Annotated in this window: 11 protein-coding genes; 3 read left to right on the top strand and 8 right to left on the bottom strand. The window is 69.3% G+C overall.

Annotated features, from left to right (window positions below; genetic code table 11):
* From BKN37_RS13210 to BKN37_RS13200, 3 genes are all read left to right on the top strand, one after another.
* Positions 1-2512, top strand: a 2512-nt coding sequence (locus BKN37_RS13210) for an arabinosyltransferase (RefSeq protein WP_071026495.1), incomplete at its 5' end; no start/stop codon positions are given.
* 130 nt (positions 2513-2642) lie between these two features.
* Entirely contained in the window at positions 2643-5930 is a 3288-nt protein-coding gene (locus BKN37_RS13205; RefSeq protein ID WP_071026493.1) for an arabinosyltransferase domain-containing protein, read from the top strand.
* Positions 5931-5952: 22 nt separating this feature from the next.
* Entirely contained in the window at positions 5953-9156 is a 3204-nt protein-coding gene (locus BKN37_RS13200) for an arabinosyltransferase domain-containing protein (protein WP_071026500.1), read from the top strand.
* A gap of 42 nt (positions 9157-9198) precedes the next feature.
* Here the strand turns inward: BKN37_RS13200 and BKN37_RS13195 are convergent, their stop codons facing one another.
* The 8 genes from BKN37_RS13195 to aftB form a co-directional block, all read right to left on the bottom strand.
* Positions 9199-10623 carry an MFS transporter gene (locus tag BKN37_RS13195; RefSeq protein WP_071026491.1) on the bottom strand — a complete coding sequence of 475 codons (1425 nt, stop codon included), beginning with the start codon at positions 10621-10623 and terminating at the stop codon, positions 9199-9201.
* A gap of 310 nt (positions 10624-10933) precedes the next feature.
* A complete protein-coding gene (locus tag BKN37_RS13190) occupies positions 10934-12487 on the bottom strand; it encodes an acyl-CoA carboxylase subunit beta (protein WP_071026489.1) in 1554 nt (517 codons plus the stop codon).
* Positions 12484-17829: a polyketide synthase Pks13 gene (gene pks13 / locus BKN37_RS13185; RefSeq protein WP_071026487.1), complete on the bottom strand. Its 5346-nt coding sequence runs from the start codon at positions 17827-17829 to the stop codon at positions 12484-12486. Before pks13 ends, BKN37_RS13190 begins: the two co-directional genes overlap by 4 nt.
* Before the next feature lie 26 nt (positions 17830-17855).
* Positions 17856-19763 (bottom strand): long-chain-fatty-acid--AMP ligase FadD32, encoded by a 1908-nt coding sequence (fadD32, locus tag BKN37_RS13180; protein WP_207547241.1) that lies wholly within the window; start codon positions 19761-19763, stop codon positions 17856-17858.
* Positions 19764-20013: 250 nt separating this feature from the next.
* A complete protein-coding gene (culp6, locus tag BKN37_RS13175; protein WP_071026484.1) occupies positions 20014-21021 on the bottom strand; it encodes a carboxylesterase Culp6 in 1008 nt (335 codons plus the stop codon).
* A gap of 153 nt (positions 21022-21174) precedes the next feature.
* Positions 21175-22056 (bottom strand): alpha/beta hydrolase-fold protein, encoded by an 882-nt coding sequence (locus BKN37_RS13170; protein WP_071026482.1) that lies wholly within the window; start codon positions 22054-22056, stop codon positions 21175-21177.
* A gap of 155 nt (positions 22057-22211) precedes the next feature.
* Positions 22212-23240 carry an esterase family protein gene (locus tag BKN37_RS13165; RefSeq protein ID WP_071026480.1) on the bottom strand — a complete coding sequence of 343 codons (1029 nt, stop codon included), beginning with the start codon at positions 23238-23240 and terminating at the stop codon, positions 22212-22214.
* 365 nt (positions 23241-23605) lie between these two features.
* A partial coding sequence (gene aftB, locus BKN37_RS13160) for a terminal beta-(1->2)-arabinofuranosyltransferase (protein ID WP_242657239.1) occupies positions 23606-25543 on the bottom strand: 1938 nt, incomplete at its 5' end.

Raw genomic sequence — 25543 nt, 5'->3', positions numbered from 1 at the left:
GCATCTGCTCGACACCGCCGATGGCACCCGGCATCGCCGCTTCCTGCCGTCGCGCTGGTGGTCGATGTCGCCGCTGGACGCGCTGGTCACCGCGGTGCTGGTGTGGTGGCATTTCGTCGGGGCCAACACCGCCGACGACGGCTACATCCTGACCATGGCCCGGGTGTCCGAGCACGCCGGCTACATGGCGAATTACTACCGCTGGTTCGGCACCCCGGAGGCGCCGTTCGGCTGGTACTACGACCTGCTGGCGCTGTGGGCACACGTCACCACCGCCAGCATCTGGATGCGGCTGCCCACCCTGCTGATGGCGCTGGCCTGTTGGTGGGTGATCAGCCGGGAAGTCATCCCGCGGCTGGGCCACGCCGTCAAGGGCAGCCGGGCCGCGGCGTGGACGGCGGCCGGCATGTTCCTGGCGTTCTGGCTGCCGCTGAACAACGGGCTGCGACCCGAGCCGATCATCGCGCTGGGCATCCTGCTGACCTGGTGCTCGGTGGAGCGGGCGGTGGCCACCAGCCGGCTGCTGCCGGTGGCGGTCGCCTGCATCATCGGGGCGCTCACCCTGTTTTCCGGGCCGACCGGGATTGCGTCCATCGGCGCGTTGATGGTGGCGGTCGGTCCGTTGCGCACCATCTTGCATCGCCGCTCCAAGCGGTTTGGCCTGCTGCCACTGGCCGCCCCGGTAGCGGCGGCGGTGACCGTCACCATCATCCTGATCTTCCGGGACCAGACCCTGGCCGGGGAGGTGCAGGCCAGCGCATTCAAGTCCACGGTGGGTCCCAGCCTGGCCTGGTTCGACGAGTACATGCGCTACGAGCGGCTGCTGATGCACACCCCCGACGGGTCGGTGGCGCGGCGCTTCGGGGTGCTGGCGCTGCTCGTGGCGTTGGCGGTGTCGGTGGCGATGACGTTGCGTAAGGGCCGGATCCCGGGGACCGCCGCCGGGCCCAGCCGCCGAATCATCGGCATCACCATCATCTCGTTCATCGCGATGATGTTCACCCCGACCAAGTGGACGCACCACTTCGGGGTGTTCGCTGGGCTGGCCGGTTCGTTGGGGGCGCTGGCCGCGGTGGCGGTGAGCGCGGCGGCGATGCGGTCCCGACGCAACCGCACCCTGTTCGCGGCGCTGGTGTTGTTCATCGTGGCGCTGTCGTTCGCCAGCGTGAACGGCTGGTGGTACGTGTCCAACTTCGGGGTGCCGTGGTCGAATGCGTTCCCCGAGTGGCGGTTCGCCTTCGCCACCATGCTGATCGCGGTGACGGTGGTGGTGCTGCTGGCCGCGGCGTGGTTCCATTTCGCCGGCGACGACGCCACCGGCCCCGCCTGGTTTTCGCGGCTCCGGTCGCGGCTGGCCCGGATTATGCAGTCGCCGTTGGCGGTCGCCGCGTGGCTGCTGATCGTCTTCGAGGTGCTGTCGCTGACCCTGGCGATGACCGACCAATACCCGGCGTGGTCCGTCGGCCGATCCAACCTGCAAGCCCTGACCGGTAAGGCATGCGGGCTGGCCACCGACGTGCTGGTCGAGCAGCACCCCAACGAGGGCATGCTGCCCCCGGTGGGTGCACCCGCTGGGCAGGCGCTGGGCGCGGTGCGCGGCGACGGCTTCACCCCCAACGGCATCCCCACCGACGTGTCCGCCGATCCGGTGATGGCGCCGCCCAGCGGCGGTTTCGACGACGACGGCGTGGTCACCAGCAGCGAAGCCGGCACCGAGGGCGGTACCACCGCGCCGGGCATCAACGGCTCGCGGGCCCGGCTGCCCTATGACCTGGACGCGGCGCGGACCCCGGTGCTGGGCAGCTGGCGTTCCGGTGTGCAGGTGCCCGCTGAACTGCGGTCGGCGTGGTATCGGCTGCCCCCCCGCGAGGAGGCCGGGCCATTGGTGGTGGTGACCGCCGCGGGCCGGTTCGACACCGGTGAGGTCACCGTGCAGTGGGCCGGCGACGACAATCAACCGGGCGGCACGGTGCAGTTCGGTGATGTCGGCGCGGCGCCGGCCTGGCGCAACCTGCGGGCACCGCTGTCGGCGATCCCGCGTGAGGCCACCCAGATCCGGCTGGTCGCCACCGACGACGACCTGGCTCCGCAGCACTGGATCGCGGTCACCCCGCCGCGGATCCCCAAGCTGCACACCCTGCAAGAAGTGGTCGGCTCCCAGGACCCGGTGTTTCTGGACTGGCTGGTCGGGTTGGCCTTCCCCTGTCAGCGCCCGTTCGGTCACCAAAACGGGGTGATCGAGGCGCCGAAGTGGCGGATCCTGCCGGACCGGTTCGGCGCCGAAGCCAACTCCCCGGTGATGGACAACGTCGGCGGGGGCCCGCTGGGCATCACCGAGCTGCTGGTCAAGGCGAGTACCGTGCCGACGTATCTCAAGGACGACTGGTTCCGGGATTGGGGGGCGTTGCAGCGGTTGACGCCCTACTACCCGGACGCGGTGCCGGCCCGGCTGGATCTGGGCTCGGCGACCCGCGGCGGGCTGTGGAGCCCGGCCCCAATGCGCAAGACGTAGCCTTTTTTGCGCGACCGTGCGTGTCCCCGGTCGACACGCCGCGTTCAAAACCGGTTCTGCGCACGTTCGTGCGAACCCTCCGAGCGCCGGGTCCCATCGCCGCGCACGCCGTCGCATAACATCGAGCCTCGTGCCCACCGATGACAACCAGCGATCCCGCTACCGGATCGCCCGGCTGATCGCCGTCGTCGCGGGCATCGCCGGTGCGCTGCTGTGCGGCGTGGTCCCGCTGCTGCCGGTCAAGCAGACCACCGCCACCATCCTGTGGCCGCAAGGCACCACCGACGGCCACGTCACCGATATCACCGCCCCGCTGGTGGCGGGCGCGCCGCAGGCCCTGGACGTGTCCATCCCCTGCTCGGCGATCGCCACCCTGCCCACCGACGGCGGCCTGGTGTTCTCCACCGTGCCGCTCGGCGGGGTGGACGCCACCAAGAGCGGGCTGTTCGTGCGGGCGAATAAGGACACCGTCGTCGTCGCGTTCCGCGACTCGGTGGCCACCGTGGCGAAGCGCGAAGCGGTGGCGGCCAGCGCCTGCAGCGTGCTGCACATCTGGGCCAACGTCGGCGGGGTGGGCGCGGACTTCGTCGGCATCCCCGGTGCCACCGGAACCCTGCCGGTGGAGAAGAAACCCCAGGTCGGCGGCGTGTTCACCGAGATGAAGGTGGGCGCCCAGCCCGGCCTGAGCGCCCGCATCGACATCGACACCCGGTTCATCACCGCACCCACCACGCTCAAGCGGGCCGCGATGGCCCTCGGGGTGCTGTGCGTGCTGGCCGCGATCGGCGCGCTGGCGGTGCTGGACCGCCGGTCGGGACGACGGGTGCCGCGCAACTGGAGTCGGCTCTGGACGGTCGGGGCCGCGACCTGGCTGGCCGACCTCGGTGTCATCGGGACCCTGCTGCTCTGGCACATCATCGGCGCCACCTCCTCGGACGACGGCTACAACCTGACCATCGCCCGGGTGGCCGGCAAGGCCGGCTACGTGGCCAACTACTACCGGTTCTTCGGCACCACCGAGGCGCCGTTCGACTGGTATCCGGCCGTGTTGGCGCAGCTGGCCTCGGTCAGCACCGCCGGGGTGTGGATGCGGCTGCCGGCCACCGCGGCCGGGATCGTGTGCTGGCTGGTGATCAGCCGCTACGTGCTGCGCCGGCTCGGTCCCGCGAAAGGCGGCCTGGCGGGCAACCGGGTCGCGGTGTGGACCGCGGCGGCGGTGTTCGTGGCGGCCTGGTTGCCGTTCAACAACGGCCTGCGCCCCGAACCGCTGATCGCGCTGGGCGCCCTGCTGACCTGGCTGCTGGTGGAAAACGCGATCGCCACCCGGCGGCTGACCCCGGCCGCGGCCGCGATCGTGGTCGCGGGGTTGAGCGCGACGTTGGCCCCGCAGGGACTGATCGCCATCGCCGCGCTGCTGGCCGGGGCGCGGGCGATCGCGGCGATCATCGCGCGCCGCCGCGGCGTCGACGGCACCCTGGCCCTGCTCGCCCCCCTGGCATCGGCGGCGACGCTGATCCTGGTGGTGGTGTTTCGGTCCCAGACGTTGGCCACGGTGGCCGAGTCGGCGCGCATCAAATACGTGGTGGGGCCGACGATCGCCTGGTATCAGGACTTCCTGCGCTACTACTTCCTGACCCTGGAGACCGTCGACGGGTCGATGTCGCGGCGCTTCGCGGTGCTGGTGCTGCTGCTGTCGGTGTTCGGGGTGTTGGTGGTGCTGCTGCGCCGCGGCAAGGTGGCCGGCCTGGCCAGCGGACCGGCGTGGCGGCTGATCGGCACCGCGGCCATCGGGCTGTTCCTGCTGTGGTTCACCCCGACCAAATGGGTGGTGCAGTTCGGCGCGTTCGCCGGGCTGGCCGGCGCGCTGGGCGCGGTGACCGCGTTCGCGTTCGCCCGCATCGGTCTGCATAGCCGCCGCAACCTGTCGCTGTACGTCACCGCCCTGCTGTTCCTGCTGGCCTGGGCCACCTCCGGCTACAACAGCTGGTTCTACGTCGGTGCCTACGGGGTGCCGTGGTTCGACATCCAGCCCGTCATCGCCAGCCACCCGGTCACGACGATGTTCTTGGCGCTGTCGATCGCCAGCGGGCTGCTGGCCGCCTGGCAGCACTTCCGGTTGGACTACGCCGGGCACACCGAGGTGGCCAACACCCGGCGCAACCGGGTGCTGGCGTCGACGCCGCTGCTGGTGGTGGCCACCATCATGGTGGTGCTTGAGGTTGGCTCGATGGCCAAGGGTTTCGTGGGGCGCTACCCGACGTACACCACCGCCGGCGCCAACCTGGCCGCGCTGAAATCCGGCTTGTCGACCACCAGCTGCGCGATGGCCGACGATGTGCTGGCCGAACCGGATACCACCGCCGGCCTGCTGGCGCCGCTGCCGAACCAAGAGTCCGGGCCGGAGGGCCCGCTCGGTGGGCTGAACCCGGTCGGCTTCACCCCCAACGGTGTGGCCGACGACCTGAAGTCGGACCCGCTGAGCGTCAAACCCGGGTTGGTCAACTCCGACGCCTCCCCCGACAAACCCAACGCCGCCATCACCGACGCCGCCGGCACCGCCGGCGGCCGGATCCCGCCGGACGCGCCGGCCGGGATCAACGGATCGCGGGTGGTGCTGCCGTTCGGGCTGGACCCGGCGAAAACCCCGGTGCTGGGCAGCTACAAACAAGATCAGGCCGCCGCGCACGCCACCTCGGTGTGGTATCAGCTGGGCCCGCGCACCCCGGACCGGCCGCTGGTGGTCGTCGCCGCCGCCGGTGCCATCTGGTCGCATGAAGAGGACGGGACGCTGAGCTACGGGCAGCCGCTGAAACTGGAGTGGGGTGCCGCCCGGCCGGACGGCAGTGTCCAGGGGCTGGGGCTGGTCGAGCCGATCGACCTGGGGCCGCAGCGGTCCTGGCGTAACCTGCGATTCCCGCTGTCCTGGGCGCCGCCGCAGGCCGACGTCGTCCGGATCGTGGCCGACGACCCCAACCTGTCCACCGATCAGTGGTTCGCCTTCACCCCGCCGCGGGTTCCGGTGACCCAGACGCTGCAGCAGCTGATCGGGTCGCAGACCCCGGTGCTGCTGGACATCGCGACCGCCGCGAACTTCCCCTGCCAGCGCCCGTTCACCGAACACCTTGGCGTGGCGGAACTTCCGGCCTACCGCATCCTGGCGGACCGCAAACAGACCGCGGGTTCGTCGAACAACTGGCAGTCCGCCGAGGACGGCGGGCCGTTCCTGTTCACCGTCGAGTTGCTCTACACCAGCACCATCCCCACCTACCTGCGCGACGACTGGTACCGGGACTGGGGATCGGTCGAGCAGTACCACCGGCTGGTCCCCGCCGAGCAGTCGCCCGACGCGGTGATCGAGCAGGGCGTGATCACGGTGCCGGGCTGGACCCGACACGGACCGATTCGAGCCCTGCCATGAGCCGCATCGAGGAGTGGCGCCCATGAGCGTTGTGATGAACCGTGAGGTGGCCCGCGACGCCGGCCGCGACGTGCGGATCGCGCGGTGGGTGGCCATCATCGCCGGGCTGATCGGGTTCGTGCTCTCGGTGGCCACCCCGCTGTTGCCGGTGGTGCAAACCACCGCGACGCTGACCTGGCCGCAGCACGGCCAGGTCAACAACGTGACCGCGCCGCTGATCGCGCTGACCCCGATCGAGATGACCGCCAAGGTGCCGTGTTCGGCGGTGCGGTCGATGCCGGCGGCCGGCGGGTTGCTGCTGGGCACCGCGCCGGCCAAGGGCAAGGAGGCCGCGCTCCAGGGCTTGTTCGTCACCGTCACCAAGGACCGGGTCGACATCACCGACCGCAACGTGGTGGTGGCCAGCGTGCCGCGGGCGGCGGTGGAATCCCGCGACTGTCAGCGCATCGAGATCGGCTCCTCACACGCCGGCACCTTCGCCCGGTTCGTCGGACTCAAGGGCCGCGACGGCGGCTGGAACGACGCGAACCTGCGCCCCCAGATCGTCGGGGTGTTCACCGACCTGACCGGGCCGGCGCCGGAGGGGCTGGAGTTCTCGGCCACCATCGACACCCGATTCTCCTCCAAGCCAACGACGTTGAAGCTCGCCGCGATCATCGCGGCGATCGCCGCGACCGTCATCGCGCTGGTGGCGTTGTGGCGGCTGGACCGGATGGACGGCCGCCGCATGCAGCGGATCATCCCGGCCCGCTGGCGATTCTTCACCCTCGCCGATGCCGCGGTGATCTTCGGCTTCCTGCTGTGGTACGTGATCGGCGCCAACTCCTCCGACGACGGCTACATCCTGGGCATGGCCCGGGTGGCCGGGCACGCCGGCTACATGTCGAACTACTTCCGCTGGTTTGGCAGCCCGGAGGATCCGTTCGGCTGGTACTACAACCTGCTGGCGCTGATGACCCATGTCAGCGACCAGAGCATCTGGATCCGGTTGCCCGACTTGGTCGCTGGGCTGGTGTGTTGGCTGCTGCTGTCCCGGGAGGTGCTGCCCCGGCTGGGTCCGGCGGTGACCGGGAGCAAACCCGCGGTGTGGGCGGCCGGGACGGTGCTGCTGGCGGCGTGGATGCCGTTCAACAACGGGCTGCGGCCGGAGCCGATCATCGCGGTGGGCTCGCTGATCACCTACGTGCTGATCGAGCGGGCGATGAACACCGGCCGGCTGATCCCGGCCGCGTTGGCGATCATCACCGCCGCCTTCACCCTGGGGATCCAGCCCACCGGGCTGATCGCGGTGGCGGCGTTGGTGGCCGGTGGCCGGCCGATCCTGCGGATTCTGGTGCGCCGCCGTCACCAGGTCGGCATCTGGCCGCTGGTGGCGCCGATGCTGGCGGCCGGATTCGTCGTGCTGACCGTGGTGTTCGCCGACCAGACGCTGCGCGGGGTGTTGGAGGCCACCCGGGTGCGCAGCGCGATCGGCCCCAGCCAGGCCTGGTACACCGAGAACCTGCGCTACTACTACCTGATCCTGCCCACCGTCGACGGGTCGCTGTCGCGCCGGTTCGGGTTCCTGATCGCGGCGCTGTGCCTGTTCACCGCGGTGTTCATCATGTTGCGGCGCAAGCGGGTTCCCGGGGTGGCCCGCGGCCCGGCGTGGCGGCTGATGGGCGTCATCTTCGCCACCATGTTCTTCTTGATGTTCACCCCCACCAAGTGGGTGCACCACTTCGGACTGTTCGCCGCGGTGGCCGCGGCGATGGCCGCGCTGACCACCGTGCTGGTGTCGCCGGCGGTGCTGCGCTGGTCGCGCAACCGGATGGCGTTTGTGGCCGCGGTGTTGTTCCTGCTGGCGTTGTGTTTCGCCACCACCAACGGCTGGTGGTACGTGTCCAGCTACGGGGTGCCGTTCAATTCCTCGATGCCGCGCCTGGGTGGAATCACGGTCAGCACCGTGTTTTTCGCGTTGTTCGCGGCCGCCGCGGTGTACGCGATCTGGTTGCACTTCGCGCCGCGCGATCGCGGCGAAGGACGGGTGGCGCGGGCGTTGACCGCGGCCCCGGTGCCGGTGGCGGCCGGTTTCATGGTGTGCGTGTTCGTCGCGTCGATGGTGGCCGGGATCGTGCGCCAATACCCGACCTACTCCAACGGTTGGGCCAACGTGCGTGCCTTCGCCGGCGGCTGTGGGCTGGCCGACGACGTGCTGGTCGAACCGGACGCCAACGACGGCTTCATGCCCCCGCTGCCCGGGGAATACGGGGCGCTCGGGCCGTTGGGCGGCACCGGCGCGGTGGGATTCAGCCCCGACGGGGTGCCCGAACACACCGTCGCCGAGGCGATTCGGATGACCATGACCAAGCCGGGCACCGACTACGACTGGGATGCGCCGACCACCCTGAAGACCCCGGGTATCAACGGGTCCACCGTGCCGCTGCCGTACGGCCTGGACCCGAAACGGGTTCCGTTGGCCGGCACCTACGCCACCGGCCCGCAGCAGGTCAGCAAGCTGGCGTCGGCCTGGTATCGGCTGCCGGGGCAGGATGACGCGCATCCGCTGGTGGTGGTGACCGCCGCGGGTGTCATCGCCGGCAACAGTGTGCTGCACGGGCACACCGGGGGCCAGACCGTGGTGCTGGAGTACGGCACACCCGGTCCCGACGGCGCGGTGGTGCCCGGCGGCCGGCTGGTGCCGTTCGATCTGTACGGCGAGCAGCCCGACGCCTGGCGCAACCTGCGTTTCGACCGGTCGCTGATCCCCGGCGACGCGACCGTGGTGCGGGTGATCGCGGAGGATGTGTCACTGACCCCGCGCGACTGGATCGCGGTGACGCCGCCGCGGGTCCCCGAGCTCCGGTCGCTGCAGGAGTACATCGGCTCGTCGCAGCCGGTGCTGATGGACTGGGCGGTCGGGCTGGCGTTCCCGTGCCAGCAGCCGATGCTGCACACGAACGGGGTCACCGACATCCCGAAGTTCCGGATCACCCCGGATTACACCGCCAAGAAGCAGGACACCGACACCTGGGAGGACGGCGTCAACGGCGGGCTGCTGGGCATCACCGATCTGCTGATGCGCGCGCACGTGATGGCGACCTATCTGTCGCGCGACTGGGGCCGCGACTGGGGGTCGCTGCGCAAGTTCGACACGATCGTGGATGCGGTGCCGGCCGATATCGAGTTGGGCAGCGCCACCCGCAGCGGTTGGTGGTCCCCCGGCGAAATCCGCATCAAGGCCTGAGGCCGCTTCCGCCGACGCTGCCGCCGCGCCGAGCGTGCGGTTTTATACGCGAAAAGCCGGGATTGGCGTATGAATCGGCACGGTCGCGGGCGCGATGCGGGCCAGCTCGCGCTCAAGCTCGGGTTCGACACCGGGGATGTCGGTGCCACGAATGGAGCAGCCGGCCGTTTCGCGCATATACGGCAGGGCCGCCAAGCCGATCGCGCACGCCAGCATCAGGTAGACGGCGGGAAACAGCCGCCACCCGGTGCTGTCGATGACGGTGTCGGCGACCAGCGGCGCGGTACCGCCGAACAGCGTGGTCGCCACGTTGTAGGAGATCGCGAAGCCGGCGTAGCGCACCTGGGTGGGGAACATGGCCGGGAAGGTTGCCGACACGGTGGCCAACTGCGGAATGAACAGCAACCCCAGCACCGCGAATCCGATGATCGCCCAACCGAAACCCTGCCCCATCAGCCAATACATCGGCAGCGCCAGCACACACAGCCCGAGCATCGAACGCCGCCACATGGGTTTGCGGCCGATCCGGTCCGACAGGGCGCCGGCGAACGGGATGCAGGCCATCATCACCAGCTCGCCCACCAAGATCACCGTGGTCCGGCTGCGTTCCCCCAGCCCGATCGTGGCGTGCAGATAGGTCGGCTGATAGGTCAACAGGGTGTAGCTGGTGACGTTGAGCGCAACGACCATCGCGAACATCACCATGACCGGCCGCGCGTAGGTCGACACCAAGTCCACGAAGCCCGTCGTGGCGCGTCCGTTGACTGCCTTCCGCGCCGAAAACTCTTTGAACACCGGAGTGTCGTCGATCCTGGAGCGCAGCACCAGGCCGATCAGGCCCAACGGCAGCGCAACAAAGAATGGGACGCGCCAGCCCCACCCCACCATCTGCTCGTGGCTGAGCATTGCCTCCAGGCTCAACACGACCGCGTTACCGAAGACGAAACCACCCAGGGTGCCGAACTCCAGGAAACACCCGTACCGCCCGCGCTTGGTGTCGGGCGCGTATTCGGCGATGAACGTGGCCGCTCCGCCGTATTCGCCGCCGGCGGAAAAACCTTGTACCACTCGAAGAATGATCAGAAACAACGGCGCCCACGCACCGGCCGTCGCATAGGTGGGCAGGACACCCATCAGCGTGGTGGCGCTGGCAATGAGCAGGATGGTGGTGACTAGCACCGACTTTCGGCCGATGCGGTCCCCGATCGCACCCCAGACCATGCCGCCGAGCGGTCGCAGGACGAACGACACCGCGAAACCGAGCATGGTGCCGATGCTGCCCAACGGCTCCGGAAAGAACGCCTCGGTGAGATAGGTTGCGACGGCCGCATAGACCCCGTAGTCGTACCACTCGGCGGCATTGCCCATCGCGGACGCGGCAATCGCCCTGCGGATCAGCCGATTTCCGTTATCCGGCTGCGGATCGGGCAGGCGCGACGGCGGCGCCTGCGGCAGGAGCAGGCTCATCGGGCCTCGGCATGATGACGCACTACAACCCCTCGTGGTGCCGCCGGCGCCTCAGCAGGCGATCGGGCCAGGAATTGTGATCAGCCCCTGACCAATTCGAGACTCGGTGGCTGGTGTTACACGAAATCGCCTGAGGGACACGATAACGCTTCTGATACAGATGTTACGCGAGTGATCAAAGCGTTATGCAACACTTACGCACCCGAGACCTCGGTCTCGAATCGCCGGACCGCGAGCGTGCACAAATGCGCGGTCCCGGGCCGGAAAACGCGTACATTTGCGCACCCTCGCGGGGCGCAGAGGATAAGCCCTAGATCGGGGTCAGACCGTGCTTACGCTGCACCCGGCCGTATTTCTGCTTGTCCCGCAACAGCCGCAGCGATTTGCGCAGCAGCAACCGGGTTTCGTGCGGCTGGATGACGCCGTCGATGTAGCCGCGTTCGGCCGCGGTCCACGGGATCGCCATGTTCTCGTTGTAGCCCGCGATGAACTGCCGCTTGACTTCTTGCGCCTCGGGCGCGCTTGGGTCGGGGAAACGCTTCATCAGCAACTGCGCCGCGCCGTCGGCGCCGATCACCGCGATCCGCGCGGTCGGCCAGGCGAAGTTGAGATCGGCGGCGAGCTGTTTGCAGCCCATCACCGCGTACCCGCCGCCGTAGGCCTTGCGGATGATGATGGTCACCTTCGGGACGTCGGCCTCCACTAGGGCGTTGAAGAACCGGCCGCCGCGTTTGATGATGCCGTTCTTCTCCTCCGCGACCCCGGGCATGGCGCCGGGGGTGTCGACGACGAACACCAGCGGCAGGTTGTAGGAGTCGCAGAACCGGATGAAGCCGGCCGCCTTGTCCGAGGCCTCGGTATCGACCGCACCGGACATGTGCATCGGCTGGTTGGCGATCACCCCGACCGGCCGGCCGTCGACCCGGGCGAATGCGGTGATCATCGCCAGGCCACGCTGCGCGGCGACGTCGAAGATATCGCCGTCGTCGAAAATCCGCAGCAGGATCTCGTGCATGTCGTAGGCGGTGTTGTCGGCGTCCGGCACGATCGAGTCCAGCTCCAGATCGTGCGGGGTGATCTCCGGCTCCAGCCCGGGGTTGATGATCGGCGGGTCGTCAAACGTGTTGGCGGGCAAGAAGGAGAGGTAGTCGCGGACGTACTGGAACGCCGCGGCCTCATCTTCGACGACCTGGTGGATGTTGCCGTAGCGCGCCTGGTTGTCCGCACCGCCGAGCTCGTCGAGGCTGACGTCCTCGCCGGTGACGTCCTTGATCACGTCGGGGCCGGTGATGAACATGTAGCCCTGGTCGCGCACCGCCACCACCAGGTCGGTCTGGATCGGTGAGTACACCGCTCCCCCAGCGCATTTGCCCAGGATGATGGAGATCTCCGGGACCAGGCCGCGCAGCATTTCGTGGCGGCGGGCCAGCTCGGCGTACCAGGCCAGCGACGTCACCGCGTCCTGGATACGGGCGCCGGCGGAGTCGTTGATGCCGACGATCGGGCAGCCGACCATCGCGCACCACTCCATCAGCTTGGCCACCTTGCGGCCAAACATCTCCCCCACCGAGCCCTGAAACACGGTCTGGTCGTGGGAGAACACCGCCACCGGGCGGCCGTTGATCAGCCCGTGCCCGGTCACCACCCCGTCGCCGTAGAGCGCGTTCGGGTCACCCGGCGTCTTGCACAGGGCACCGATCTCCAGGAAGGTGCCCGGGTCCAGCAACGCGTGGATCCGGGCGCGGGCGCTGGGAATCCCCTTCTTCGCCCGCTTGGCGACGGCCTTCTCACCGCCAGGCTCCTTGGCGAGCTCCAGTTTCTCGCGCAGGTCGGTCAGCAGTTCGGCGGTGGTCTTGGTGGTCACTTGCCCTCGCTTTCGGCTTGGATGCGGGTGATCGCCTGGCTCATGTGCGCCCCGATCTTGGCGACGATCGGCTCGTCGATCACCTGTATGTGTTCACCGCCGACCGGCACCACCTCCAGGTCGGCCACGTACTCGCCCCAGCCGCCGTCGGGCTTGCGGGTGGCGTACGCGGGCTCGAACACGATGGCGTCATCGTGGTAGCGGTCGGCCATATACAGCGTCACGGGGCCGTCGTAGGGCTGGTATTCGGCGGTGTCCAGCGCCCGGTTGTCCAGGTACGACGTGCGCTGGTGCTCGATGATCCCGCCCGGGATCTGGACACCGCTTTGCGCGACGACGTCCAGGACGAACTTGACTTGGCCCTCGTCGTCGAGCTTTTCCAGCTCCTCGTACGGGATCTCCGGGACCTCGACGTTGAAGGTGCGCTCGGCGAACCGGGCGTAGCGGTCCCAGCGGGCGCGCATCCCCGCCTTGCTCTGGTCGATCGGCTCGCCGGGCATCACCGCGTCGATCAGCCCGACGTAGCGGACATCGGCGCCGGCCCGCTTGAGCCCGATCGCGCACGCGTAGGCCAGCGCGCCGCCCAGCGACCAGCCGGCCAGCATGAACGGACCGGAGTGCAGCTCCAGCAGTTTGGGCACGTACTCGGCCGCGCGCTCCTCGATGGAGCCCTCCACCCGCTCGATGCCGTACACCGGGGTGTCCGCGGGCAGCCGCTTCATCAGCGGTTCGTAGACCACCGTCGACCCGCCCGCCGGGTGGAACACGAACAGCGGGAGCCCGCTGGAGCCTTCCTGGGGCGCTCGTAGAGTGCGGACGAAACCGTCCACCACCCCTTCCTCGAGCTGTTCGCGCACGATGGACGCCAGGCCCTCGATGGTGGTGGCCGACTTCACGTCGTCGACGGTGATGGTGCCCTCGGCCCGTTCGGACAGCCGCGCCGCCATCTTCTCGGCCGCTGCCTCGTCCAGCGCGGGCAGTTCGTTGAAGATGCCGCCCGGCGATTTGCCGGTGACGATCGCCCACGTCGCGAACGTGACCCGTTCGGCGGCGTCGCGTGGCGGCACGTCGGCACCCAGCGCCTCGGTCACCGCCTCCTGGGTGAGCACCTTGGCGGCGGCCGCGGCCGCCGTCGCCTTGCTCACGCCGGTCTGGGTGGCCGCCGGTCCCGCCGGGTTGGTGGGCGGCGCCGGGACACCCGGGCCCGACGGATCCGTCGGCGGCGCAGGCACCTCCGGCGCCGAGGACTGCGGCTCGGCCTGCGGGTCCGGCGCCGGCGCGGTCAGCACCGTGTTCGGCGTGGCCCCCGAGAGCATCGCCGCCTGCTCGGCCGCGATCTCCTCCGCGGTCTGCGTCTTTTGGTGCTCGTGCATCGCCTCGACCTCGTCGCGGTGCTCGACCGCGTACTTGATCAGCTCCTCCACGTTGTACAGGTTCGCGTCGCGCACCGCGGTCAGCTGGATCGGCGGCAGGTCGAAGTCATACTCGACGCGGTTTTTGATGCGCACCGCCATCAGCGAGTCCAGGCCGAGCTCGATCAGCGGGACCTCCCACGGCAGGTCCTCGGGCTCGTACCCCATCGCCGCGCCGACGATGGTGCCCAGCCGCTGCGCGACGGTCTCCCCGGAGTCCGGCGACCACTTGGCGAAGCTGGCCCCCATCGCCACACCCTGAGTCAGGTTGTCGTGCAGGATCTCCGCGTCCGGTGCGTCCTCCACGGGTGTCGGCGCGGCGGCGGCCTGCACCGGCGCCGCAACGGCGGTCCCGGCGCCGACCGCGGCGGGCAGCACCGCCGCGGCCCCGCCCCGGCTCACCAGCGCGTCGTAGACCAGGGTGAACGACTCGTCGATGCGGGCGTGCACCTGCACCGCCGCACCGCCGGGGTGCCGGGTCAGTGTGGTCACCAGCCGGGCACCTTCGCCGGGCACCGCCCGCTGCTCGGACGCCGTCAGCGTGGCATCCGGAAGCACCTGGGCGGCCGCGGCTTTCACCAACGCGGCCAGGTCGGTGTCGCCGCGCGGCGCGAACTCCCAGACGTGCCGGCCGTCGGGCAGCGCCACATGCGAGCCCGGGAGCACGCCCGACGCGTCGCCGGTGAACCGCGCGTCCAGCCAATGCTCTTTGCGCTTGAACCGGGTCGGCGGGATGTCCGCGTAATCCGACGGCCCCTGCGCCCGGCTGAACAGGGTCCGGATGTCCAGGTCGTGGCCGTGCACGAACAGCTGGGCCATCGCCGTGATCATCGAGTCGACTTCGTCTTGTTTACGGGCCAGCGTCGCGATGAGCTGCGCGTCGTGCAGCCCGGCGGCCGCGGTGGTCAGCCCGACCTGCATGAGGGCCACCGGGTTGGGCGCCAACTCCAAAAACGTGGTGTGCCCGTTGTCGACGGCGTTGCGCACGCCGTGGGTGAAGTAGACCGAGTGCCGCAGCCCCTTCTTCCAGTAGTCGACGTCGTGGATCGGCTCACCGCCCGGGCGGATGTAGCTGCCCTCGTGCACGGTGGAGAAGTAGCCGCAGTTCAGCGGCATCGGGTGGATGCCCTGCAGGTCGGCGGTGAACTCGCCGAGCAGCGGGTCCATCTGCGCGGTGTGGCTGGCGCCCTTGGTCTGGAACTTGCGGGCGAACCGGCCCTCGGCCTCAGCGCGGGCGATGATCGCGTCGACCTGCTCGGGCGGCCCGCCGATCACGGTCTGGTTCGGCGCGGCGTAGACGCAGACCTCCAGGTCGGGGAAGTCGGCGAAGACGGTCTTGATCTCGTCGGCGGAGTACTCCACCAGCGCCATCAGCCGGATGTACTCGCCGAACAGCATCGCCTCGCCCTCGCCCATCAGCCGGGCGCGCGGGACGATGATCCGCACGGTGTCGCGCAGCGACAGCCCGCCGGCGAAGTAGGCGGCACCCGGCTCACCCAGCGACTGGCCGATCACCGCGGCCGGCTTGGCGCCGTGCGCTTTGAGCAGCTCGCCGAGCGCGATCTGGACGGCGAAGATCACCAATTGGACGGCTTCGATGGGGTATTCGACGGTGTCGGCGGTGTAGTCCACCGCGTCGTCCAGGATCATCTCCAGGATCGAGATCCCGCGCTCGTCTTGGATCAGCGCGTCGATCTTGTCGATCCACTCGGCGAAGATCGGGTCGCGCAGGTAGAGGCTCTTGCCCATCTTGCGGTGCTGGGCACCGAAGCCGGCCAGCACCCACACCGGACCGTTGGTGACCGGGCCGTCGGCGGCGAACACGTTGGGCCGCTGCTTGCCCTCGGCGATCGCGCGCAGCCCCTTGATGGCTTCGTCGTGGTCGCGGGCCAGCACCACCGCGCGGGAGCGGCCGTGGTTGCGCCTAGACAGCGCCCGCCCGATCGACTCCAGCGACGACGCGCGGCCCTCGGGGCTGTCGATCCAGTCGGCCAGCTCGGCGGCAGCGGCCTTCTTGCGGGAGGTCAAAAACGCCGAGACCGCCAGCGGGATCAACGGAACCGGCGCCTCGGCGGCCTCCAGTTCGGCCTGCGCAGCTTCTTTGAGCCGCAGCGCCTCCTCGGTCAGGCCGGGAAGTTCGTACTCCTCTTCAGTCGCCGCAGGCACGGCATCCTCGGCGTCGATGAACTCGCCGTACTCGTCGAACCGCACCCCGCCCACGAGTTCGGCCGGGGCGGCCTCGGTGGCGGGCTTCTCCGCAACGGGTGCCGGCTCGGGTTCCTTCTCGATCACGTCGCGGGGCAAGACCTCCCGCAGCACCAGGTGCGCGTTGGCGCCGCCGAAACCGAACCCGGACACCCCGGCGATCGCGTACCCGCTGTAGCGCGGCCAGTCGGTGACGGTGTCGGCCACCTTCAGGTGCTGGCCCTCGAAGTCGATGTACGGGTTGGGGCCGGCGTAGTTGATCGACGGCGGGATCTTGTTGTGCTGCAACGCCAGCACGATCTTGGCCAGGCTGGCCGCGCCGGCCGCCGACTCCAGGTGCCCGACATTGGATTTCACCGCGCCCAGCAGCGCCGGCTTGTCGGCGGGCCGACCCCGGCCAACCACCTTGCCCAGCCCCTCGGCCTCGATCGGGTCACCCAGGATGGTGCCGGTGCCGTGCGCCTCGATGTAGTCCACGGTGCGCGGGTCGATCCCGGCGTTCTTGTAGGCCTTGCGCAGTACGTCGGCCTGCGCGTCGGGGTTGGGGGCCAACAGCCCGTTGGAGCGGCCGTCGTGGTTGACCGCGCTGCCGGCGATCACGGCCAGGATTTGGTCGCCGTCGCGGCGGGCGTCGTCGACCCGTTTGAGCACCAGCATGCCGCCGCCCTCGGAGCGGGCGTAGCCGTCGGCGTCGGAGGAGAAGGATTTGATCCGGCCGTCGGCGGCCAGCACGCCGCCGACCTCGTCGAAGCCGACCGTCACCAGCGGGGTGGTCAGGGCGTTGACCCCGCCGGCCAGCACCACATCGGCCTCGCCGTTGCGCAGCGCCTGCACCCCCTGGTGCACGGCCACCATCGAACTCGAACAGGCGGTGTCGACCGCGACCGAGGGGCCATGGAAGTCGTAGAAGTACGACACCCGGTTGGCCACAATCGAACTCGCATTGCCGGTGATCGCGTACGGGTGCGTGACGCTCGGGTCCGACATCGCCAGGAACTGGTAGTCGGCAAGGGAGGTGCCGATGTAGACGCCGACCGATTCGCCGCGCAGGCTCGACGCCGGGATGCGGGCGTGCTCGAGCGCCTCCCAGGTCAGCTCGAGGGCCATCCGCTGCTGCGGGTCGATATTGTCGGCCTCCATCTTCGACAGCGCGAAGAACTCGGAGTCAAAGCCCTTGATGTCGGACAGGTAGCCGCCGCGGGTGCGGGCCTTGCCGACCCGCTCGGCGATCCGCGGGTCGTCGAGGAACTCCGACCAGCGGCCCTCCGGCGGGTCGGTGATGCCGTCGCGGCCCTCCAGCAGCGCCTGCCAGGTCTGCTCGGGGGTGTTCATGTCGCCGGGGAACCGGGTGGCCAGCCCCACCACCGCGATGTCGGCGACGTCGCGCTCCCGCGACCAGTCTTCGTCGTCGGCGTCCTCGGCCAGCACCGGTTCACCCTCGACGATCACCGTCGCCAGCGCCTCGATGGTCGGATGCTGGAACGCCACCGTCGCCGACAGGGTCACCCCGGTGAGGTCCTCGATGTCGGACGCCATCGCCACCGCGTCGCGCGACGACAGGCCCAGCTCCACCATCGGCGCGGTTTCGTTGATGGAGTCCGGCGACTGCCCGGTGGCGTTGGCCACCCAGTTGCGCAGCCAGGCCCGCATCTCGGCGACCGTCATGTCGGTACGGGCGCGCTGCGACTCGCTGCTAGCTGCCGAATCCGGTTGCGTGTCAGTCATGGAGAGCCTCCCGGCTGCGTTTTGATCTATTCCGCCTGGTCGGGGAAGGCGTTCGGGGCGGCGGTGCCGCCGCGCAGGCTGCCGTCGATGTAGGCGGTGCGGCAGGCGCGACGCCCGATCTTGCCGCTGGAGGTCCGCGGAATCGAGCCGGCCGACACCAGCAACACGTCGCGCACGGTCACCCCGTGCCGGACTGCGATCGCGGCCCGGATGTCGTCGGCGATCGGCTGGTAGTCGAGCTTGTGCGCCCCCGGCGCCCGCTCGCCGACGATCACCAGCTGCTCGGAGCTGTCCTCCGGGTCGAACTTGAGGCCGGAGTGCGGGTTATCGAACACCTCGGCCGGCAGCTGGTTGGCCGGCACCGAGAACGCGGCGACATAGCCGACCCGCAGCGCCCGGCTGGATTCCTGCGCCGAGTACTCCAGGTCCTGCGGGTAGTGGTTACGGCCGTCGACGATGACCAGATCCTTCACCCGGCCGGTGATGTACAGGTCGTCGCCGTAGAAGGTGCCGTAGTCGCCGGTGCGCACCCACAGCGCGTCGTCGGCCGCCCCCTCCGCGTGCGACGGGCTGGTCCGCGACTTGAGGATGTTTTTAAACGTCTCGATGGTCTCTTGTTCCCGGTTCCAGTACCCGGTGCCCATGTTGTTGCCGGCGATCCAGATCTCGCCGACCTGGCCGTCGGGCAGTTCGCTGGCCGATTCGGCGTCCACGATGACCGCCCACTCGTCCACGCCGATCCGGCCGGCCGACGCCTGCGAGACGGCGTTCGGCGCCTCGGGGTCCACCTCGACGAACCGGTTCTCGTTGTTCAACGCGTCCCGGTCCACGTGAATGATCTTGGGTTTCTCGTCCATCGGAGTGGTCGAGACGAACAGGGTGGCCTCGGCCAGCCCGTAGGACGGCTTGATCGCCCGCTCCTGGAAGCCGTACGGCGCAAAGGCTTCGTTGAACTTGCGCAGCGACGCCGCCGACACCGGTTCGCTGCCGTTGAGGATGGCGTGCACGTTGGAAAGGTCCAGCGGCGGGTCGCCGTCTTTGGGCAGGCCGCGGGCCGCGGCGTGTTCGAACGCGAAGTTGGGGGCCGCCGAGATGGTGCCGCCGGTCTCCCCCTCCTTGCGCGCCAGCTCCCGGATCCACCGGTAGGGCCGGCGCACGAACGCCGCCGGCGTCATGAACGTGCACTGGTAGCCGATCACCGAGGACAGCACGATGGTGATCAGGCCCATGTCGTGGAAGAACGGCAGCCAGGTGACGCCGCGGTCCCCTTCTTTGCCCTCCAGCGCGTGGATGACCTGCACCACGTTGGTGGGCAGGTTCAGATGGGTGATCTGCACACCGGTCGGGGTGCGGGTCGAGCCGGAGGTGTACTGCAGGTAGGCGATGGTGTCGGTGTCGGCCGGCACCCGCTCCCAGGTGGCGCCGACCTCGGCGGGCACCGCGTCGACGGCGATGATGCGGGGCCGATCCTTGGCCGGGCGGCTGCGGAAGAACTTGCGCACCCCTTCGGCGGAGTCGCTGGTGGTCAGGATCGCCGACGGGGCGCAGTCATCGAGCACCGCGTGCAGCCGGCCCACGTGGCCGGGCTCGGCCGGGTCGAACAGCGGCACCGCGATCCGGCCGGCGTACAAGGTGCCATAGAACGACACCAGGTAGTCCAGGTTCTGCGCGCACAGGATGGCGACCCGGTCGCCGGGCTGGGTGACCTGCTGCAGCCGGGCGCCGATGGCTCGGTTGCGGGCGCCGAACTCGGCCCAGGAGATGTCGCGGGCGATGCCGTCGCGCTCGGTGGAGAAATCCAGGAAGCGGTACGCCAGCTTGTCGCCGCGCACCTTCGCCCACCGTTCGACGGTGTTCACCAGGCTGCCGTTGTCGGGGAACCTGATCTTGCCGTCCTTGATGAACGGGTTGTGGTACCCGGATCGGGACCCCATGGCCATGCCAACTCTCCTGTCACCAAAAATTTTGTGTCGCGGGTCAGCCGCCGGTCGTCATACGCCGCCTGCGTCGCTCGTCGCGAACCCTAAACCTCACAGATCGTACAGAGGTGTCCGTGCTCGTCGACGGCCATCGACCCGATCGGGGGCGACCACACGTCCTCTTAAATTTCTCTTAATGTTAAGGGTCGGTGCGGCGCGCACCAAATCAAAAGGTACGGCCTGTTTGGTGACGTTGTGGTAACGCTCAGCCGTGCTTGGGAGTGGGGGCATTGTCGATCAGGCCGTGCGCCCAATCCAGGGTCCACTGGGTGGCGGGTTGCCCGTTCAGGCTCCAGAACTGGGTGGTGGCATACAGGGCGTGCACCGGCTGGCCGGCGCCGCCGGCCAGGATGTCCAGCGTCCTGGGCAGGTTGGCGATGCTGAACGCCTCCGGCGGGGCGGCGCAGATCAGGTCCCCGGCACCGCAGATCTCGTTGGTGCGGTCGTTCAGGTCGCCGAACCCGCCCGGCCGCGGCCCGGTCATGGCCAGGCCCAGGCTGGACAGGATCGGCAGGTCGTGCAGCGTGATCTCGGCGCCCTGTCCCGGCGGGTTGGGGCCGATGTCCTGGCCCACCCCCTCCTGGCGGCGGCCGTCGGCGATCAACGTCACACCGAGCACCAGATCCTCGTCGACCGGCCCGCGGCCGTTGCCGATGTCGCTGGCGATGTCACCGCCGATCACCGCGCCCTGGGAGAACCCGATCAGCACATAGCTGGTCAACGGGCACTTGTCGTTCATCGCGGTCATCGCGTCGATCGTCGCCCGGGTGCCCTCTTTGCGGCTGTCGTTGTAGGACATCTGGTTGTCGGCGGCGAACGGATTGTGGAACTGCGCGGTGTAGGGCACGGTGTACGTCGCGAGCCGGCTCTGGTTGAACTGCTCGACGATCGGCCGGGTCACGTTGAGCAACAACGCGTTGGGGAATTCGACCGGGTCCAGCGGGTTGTTGGTGCGCGACGACTCCCAGGTGCCGGGAATGGAGATCAGCTGCACATCCGGGCAGCTGGCGTCCTGGAACTCCGGCCGGGGCTTCTTGGGCCGGGGTACCGAGCTGCTCGGCGGGGTGATGCTGGGCGGGACCGCGGCGGGCGGTTCGGGGCGCCGGATCATGATCACCACCACCACCACGACCAGCGCCACCACGACGGCCATGGCGATCGCCGCGGCCCAGCCGAGGATGCGGCGCCGTTTGCGCCGAGATTTCTTCGCCATGCTCTCCTGCCGGGGTCTTGGTAGCGCGGCCGCGCCGCGACAGCCCCTCCACGGTACCGACCGACGTTGGGGCGCATTGACTCTGCGTCCACGGCGTGCAGTACTCGCACTTCTACGCCGTAGGCGCAGAGTCAACGCCGAACCGGCGGCGCCTTAGCGGATCGCCCCGACGATGTCGCCGGACATCGCGCCCAGCTGCGAGCTCCACGACCCCCAGCCGTTGTCGCCGCCGGGGAACTCGAAGTGCCCGTTGTGCCCGCCGACGTTGCGATATTGCTGGTAGAAGAACCGGCCGCTGCCGGTCGCGATGGCTTCCTGGCCGATCATGGCCGCCGGGTCGCTGGCGCCGCCGGTGGCGTTGAACACCCACACCCGGGTGTTGTTCGCCGCCAGCAGGCCCGCGTGCTCGTACGGGTCGTGCCACTTCCACCGGCCCAGCTGTGGTGCACCCCACATGCCGTTAGCGTCCACCCCGCCGAATTGCTCCATGCCGGCCAGGATCGGGCCGTTGGTGGTGGTCCGGGAGACGTCCAGGAAGCCCGACAACGATCCGGCGAAGCCGAACCGGTCGGGGTGGAAGGCCGCCAGCGCCATGGCGCCGTAGCCGCCCTGGGCGGCGCCGACGGCGGCGTGGCCGCCCGGGGCCAGGCCCTTGTTGGCGGCCAGCCAGTCCGGCAGCTCGCTGGACAGGAAGGTGTCCCACTGCTTGCTGCCGTCCTGCTCCCAGTTGGTGTACATGCTGAACGCCCCGCCGGCCGGGGCGGCCACCGAGATCCCCTTGCCGGCCAGGGTGTTCATCGCGTTGCCGACGGTGACCCAGTTGCTGACGTCCGCGCCGGCGTTGAACGGGTCCAGCAGGTACACGGCGTGCGGTCCGCCGGCCAGGAAGGCCACCGGGATATCGCGGCCCATCGACGGTGAGGGCACCATCAGCGTCTCGTAGGCGGCCTTCGCGGTGCCGGTGGTCACGGCGCACAGCCCCAGCGTCAGCGCGGCAGCGCCGAGCACCCGTAGCAGGATCGACTGGCCTCTCATACCCACCTCACTCGTCTTGATTGCCGCACCCCCGCGGCCCCCGCCCCCGCGCAAGGTAGTGAACCACACGCCGCGGGATCCGAGGGGAGAAAACGGTCAACGGCGGCGACCCGTGAAGGTCGCCGCCGTTGACGGTGGTACTGCCGCAGGGGGCGTTAGTTGCCCTGCGCCTCCGAGGTAGCGGCGGCGCCGCCACCCGGGGTGGCACCCAGCACCCGCTGCATGTCGGGCTTCATGGCCTGCAGCTGCTGGCCCCAGTAGCCCCAGTCGTGGGTACCGGCGTCGGGGAAGTTGAACACCCCGTTGGTGCCGCCGGCGGCGATGTAGTTGTCCTGGAAGGTCTTGTTGGTGCGGATCGTCATCTTCTCCAGGAACTCGGCCGGCAGGTTGCCACCACCGATTTCATTCGGGGTGCCGTTACCGCAGTAGATCCAGATGCGGGTGTTGTTGGCCACCAGCTTGCTGATGTTGACCATCGGGTCGTTGCGCTGCCAGGCCGGGTCCTCCTTGGGACCCCACATGTCGGCGGCCTTGTAGCCACCGGCGTCACCCATGGAGATGTTGACCAGCGACGGCCACCAGCCCTCGGACAGGTTCAAGAAGCCGGACATCGAGCTGGCGTACGGGAACTGCTCGGGGTGGTAGATCGCCAGCGTCAGCGCGGCCGAACCGGCCATCGACAGCCCGACCGCGGCGCTGCCGGTGGGCTTCACGTTCTGGTTGGCCTGCAGGTAGGCCGGCAGCTCGCTGGTGAGGAAGGTCTCCCACTTGTAGGTGGAGCACCCCGCCTTACCGCAGGCCGGCTTGTACCAGTCGCTGTAGAAGCTGGACTGACCGCCGACCGGCATCACCATCGACAGGCCCGAGCCGTAGTACCACTCGAACGCCGGGGTGTTGATGTCCCAGCCGTTGAAGTCGTCCTGGGCGCGCAGACCGTCCAGCATGTAGACCGCCGGGGAGTTCGGGCCACCGCTTTGGAACTGCACCTTGATGTCGCGGCCCATACCCGCCGACGGCACCTGCAGGTACTCGACGGGCAGACCCGGCCGGGAGAACGCACCGGCGGTCGCGGTGCCACCGACGACGCCGATCACACCCGACAGCAGGGCCGCGCCCATGGCGGCGACTGCCAACCGGCGCGGCATGCCCTTCGCCGCGGCGGAAAACCTGTCAACCAGCTTCATCCTTGCTTTCCTCATCCTTTGTTAGGCCCATCTTGTTGGTCCAGGCTGCATGCGCGAGGCGCAGCAGTGCCCGTGTAGTCAACCACATCTGCGGGTAAACGCTCTCCTCCAGAGGTGCATAACGCCCGGCCGCGCGCCGTTTTGGGGCCCGATCGCGGTCATTTCGTGGCCGGGCCGATCAAGGCGTCAAAATATGCCCACACGCGCATTCCCGCCGGTGAGATGTCGGACATCGTGTTGCTGCCGACCCGGTGACCGCACCGCTTCCACAATTTTCTTAGTGGTTTCTGAAATTCATAGGTTTCAGTGCCCGGACCCCGTTAACTTGCGACGCTGCCGTCCCGTTTGTCACACGGGCGGCGGTGTTAGGGGCCCGTCGCCGGCAGTCCGGTGTAGGGCGGGCGGCCGTTTTCCGGCACATCCGGGATGTCGAGCCCGCAGTGGATCAGTTCGTAACGCGGCACCCGGTCGATCCGGTACTTGGTGAACGAATAGGCGTGCAGCAGGTTCGAGAAGAAGCGGTGGGCACCCATCGGCCCGCGCACCGAGTTGAGCACCGATGCGGTGGCCGGGCATTGCAGGGCCGCCTCGGCTTGGGCGACCCACGCCTGGTCGAGGTAGCCGGGAACGCCCGGATACCACTTCACCCACGGTCCGTCGGCGATCACCCAGTCCGGGAACAGGTTCTTGTCGTGGCCGATCCGGCCGTGTTGCAGCCGCTCGGTATGCGCGGCCAGCGGGTTCGCCAGACCGATCTGGTCGAGCACCCGGACGTCGAGCCCGACGTTCATCCCCAACATGCCCAGGTTGGTGAAGAACACGGTGTGCGGGCCGGACCCCGGAGTCGGGACCGGCAGGGTGCCCGACGGCACCGGCAGGATGACCGGCACCACATCCCACTGGTCGTAGTTGCCCGACGGCAGCAGCAGCGCCCCGGCCGGGGTGTGGTTGAGGGTGGTCAACACCGCCCGCATCCGCGGGTAGTCCAGGTAATCCGCGGCGGTCAGCGGGTGGGCGTGCCCGGTGGCCTGCGAGTAGAACCGGCGCTCGTCGACGATCCCGGAATCGGTCACCCGGGTGGCGTCATCCCCCAAACCCGACGAATTCGCCGCCCACAGCGACCATCCCGCCACCCCGAGCCACAGCACGCTGACCGCGCCGGCGAACAGGTAGCCCTGCTGGCGGGAGTAGCGCACCCCGTCGGGCAGCACCACCGGGATGACCGCCACCGGGGCCAGCAGGCACAGCACCGGGAACAGCAGCACGCGGCCGTGCATGAAGTCGCCGCCCTGGCGGGTCCAGTACGCCGCCTGCAGCAGCCCGCTGACCACGATGAACGCCACCACCGCGGGTGGGCTCTGAATGATGCGGGCCACCAGGCCGTAACTGGGCGACACCCGCCGGCGAATCCACCACGGCCGGCTGCGGGTGGCCGCCAACGACAAGCCCAGCACGACGAGCAATATCGCCGGCGCCCACAGCGCATAGGGCCGGTTGAAGTTCACCAGGTAGGTCACGCCCTGGGCCCATTTGTCGCCGGCCGCGTCCTTGGCCACGGCGGTTCCGGGCACCAGCAGCCCGTAGTAGCCCATCCGGAAGATCTGGTAGGCCACCGGCAGCAGCCCGCCGGCCACCACGATCAGCGCCCGGCGCCGCCAGCCGCGGGCCGCGATCAGCATCATGATCAGCACCCCGCCGCCGATCAGCGCCAGCTCGGGACGCACCAGCACGCTCAGCCCCGCCACGAACGCCAGCGCCGCGGTGAAGGCTCTACCACCGGGTCGGGCGCGCAATGCCTGCGACCAGCACACCAGCATCCACCACAGCAGCCCGAACCAGGCCAGCACCAGCCCGCTTTCCAGGCCGGAGGTGGCGAAGTCGCGCGCGGGGGGGATCGCAATGTAGACCAGCGCCCCGGCGGGCAGCAGCACGGCGCGACGGCCCTGCAGGCTCGGCGCGTACAGCCGGGCGGTGCCCAGCATGAGCAGCGCCACCCCGGCCAGCGACAGCACCAGCGCGAACGCCAACACCACGTACTCCAGGCGCATCGGGCCGGCCAGCCAGCTGCCCGCGTACACCAGGTAGGTCCACACCGTCGAGGTGTTCGCCTCGACCCGCTCCCCCTTGTTGAACACCGGGCCGTTGCCGGCCAACAGATTGCGGACCGTGCGCAGCACGATCAGCCCGTCGTCGGAGATCCAGCGCCGCTGCCAGGCGCCCCAGCCGAACAGCACCACAATCAGCGACACGCTCACCCACAGGCTGAGCCGCACGATGGCGTCGTACGGGAAGACCGGCCAGCC

Origin of the sequence: Mycobacterium talmoniae (assembly GCF_001854525.1) — a bacterium.
Lineage (GTDB): Bacteria > Actinomycetota > Actinomycetes > Mycobacteriales > Mycobacteriaceae > Mycobacterium > Mycobacterium talmoniae.
Note: the sequence above shows the minus strand (reverse complement) of the source record. Positions and strands in the feature narration are given on the sequence as shown.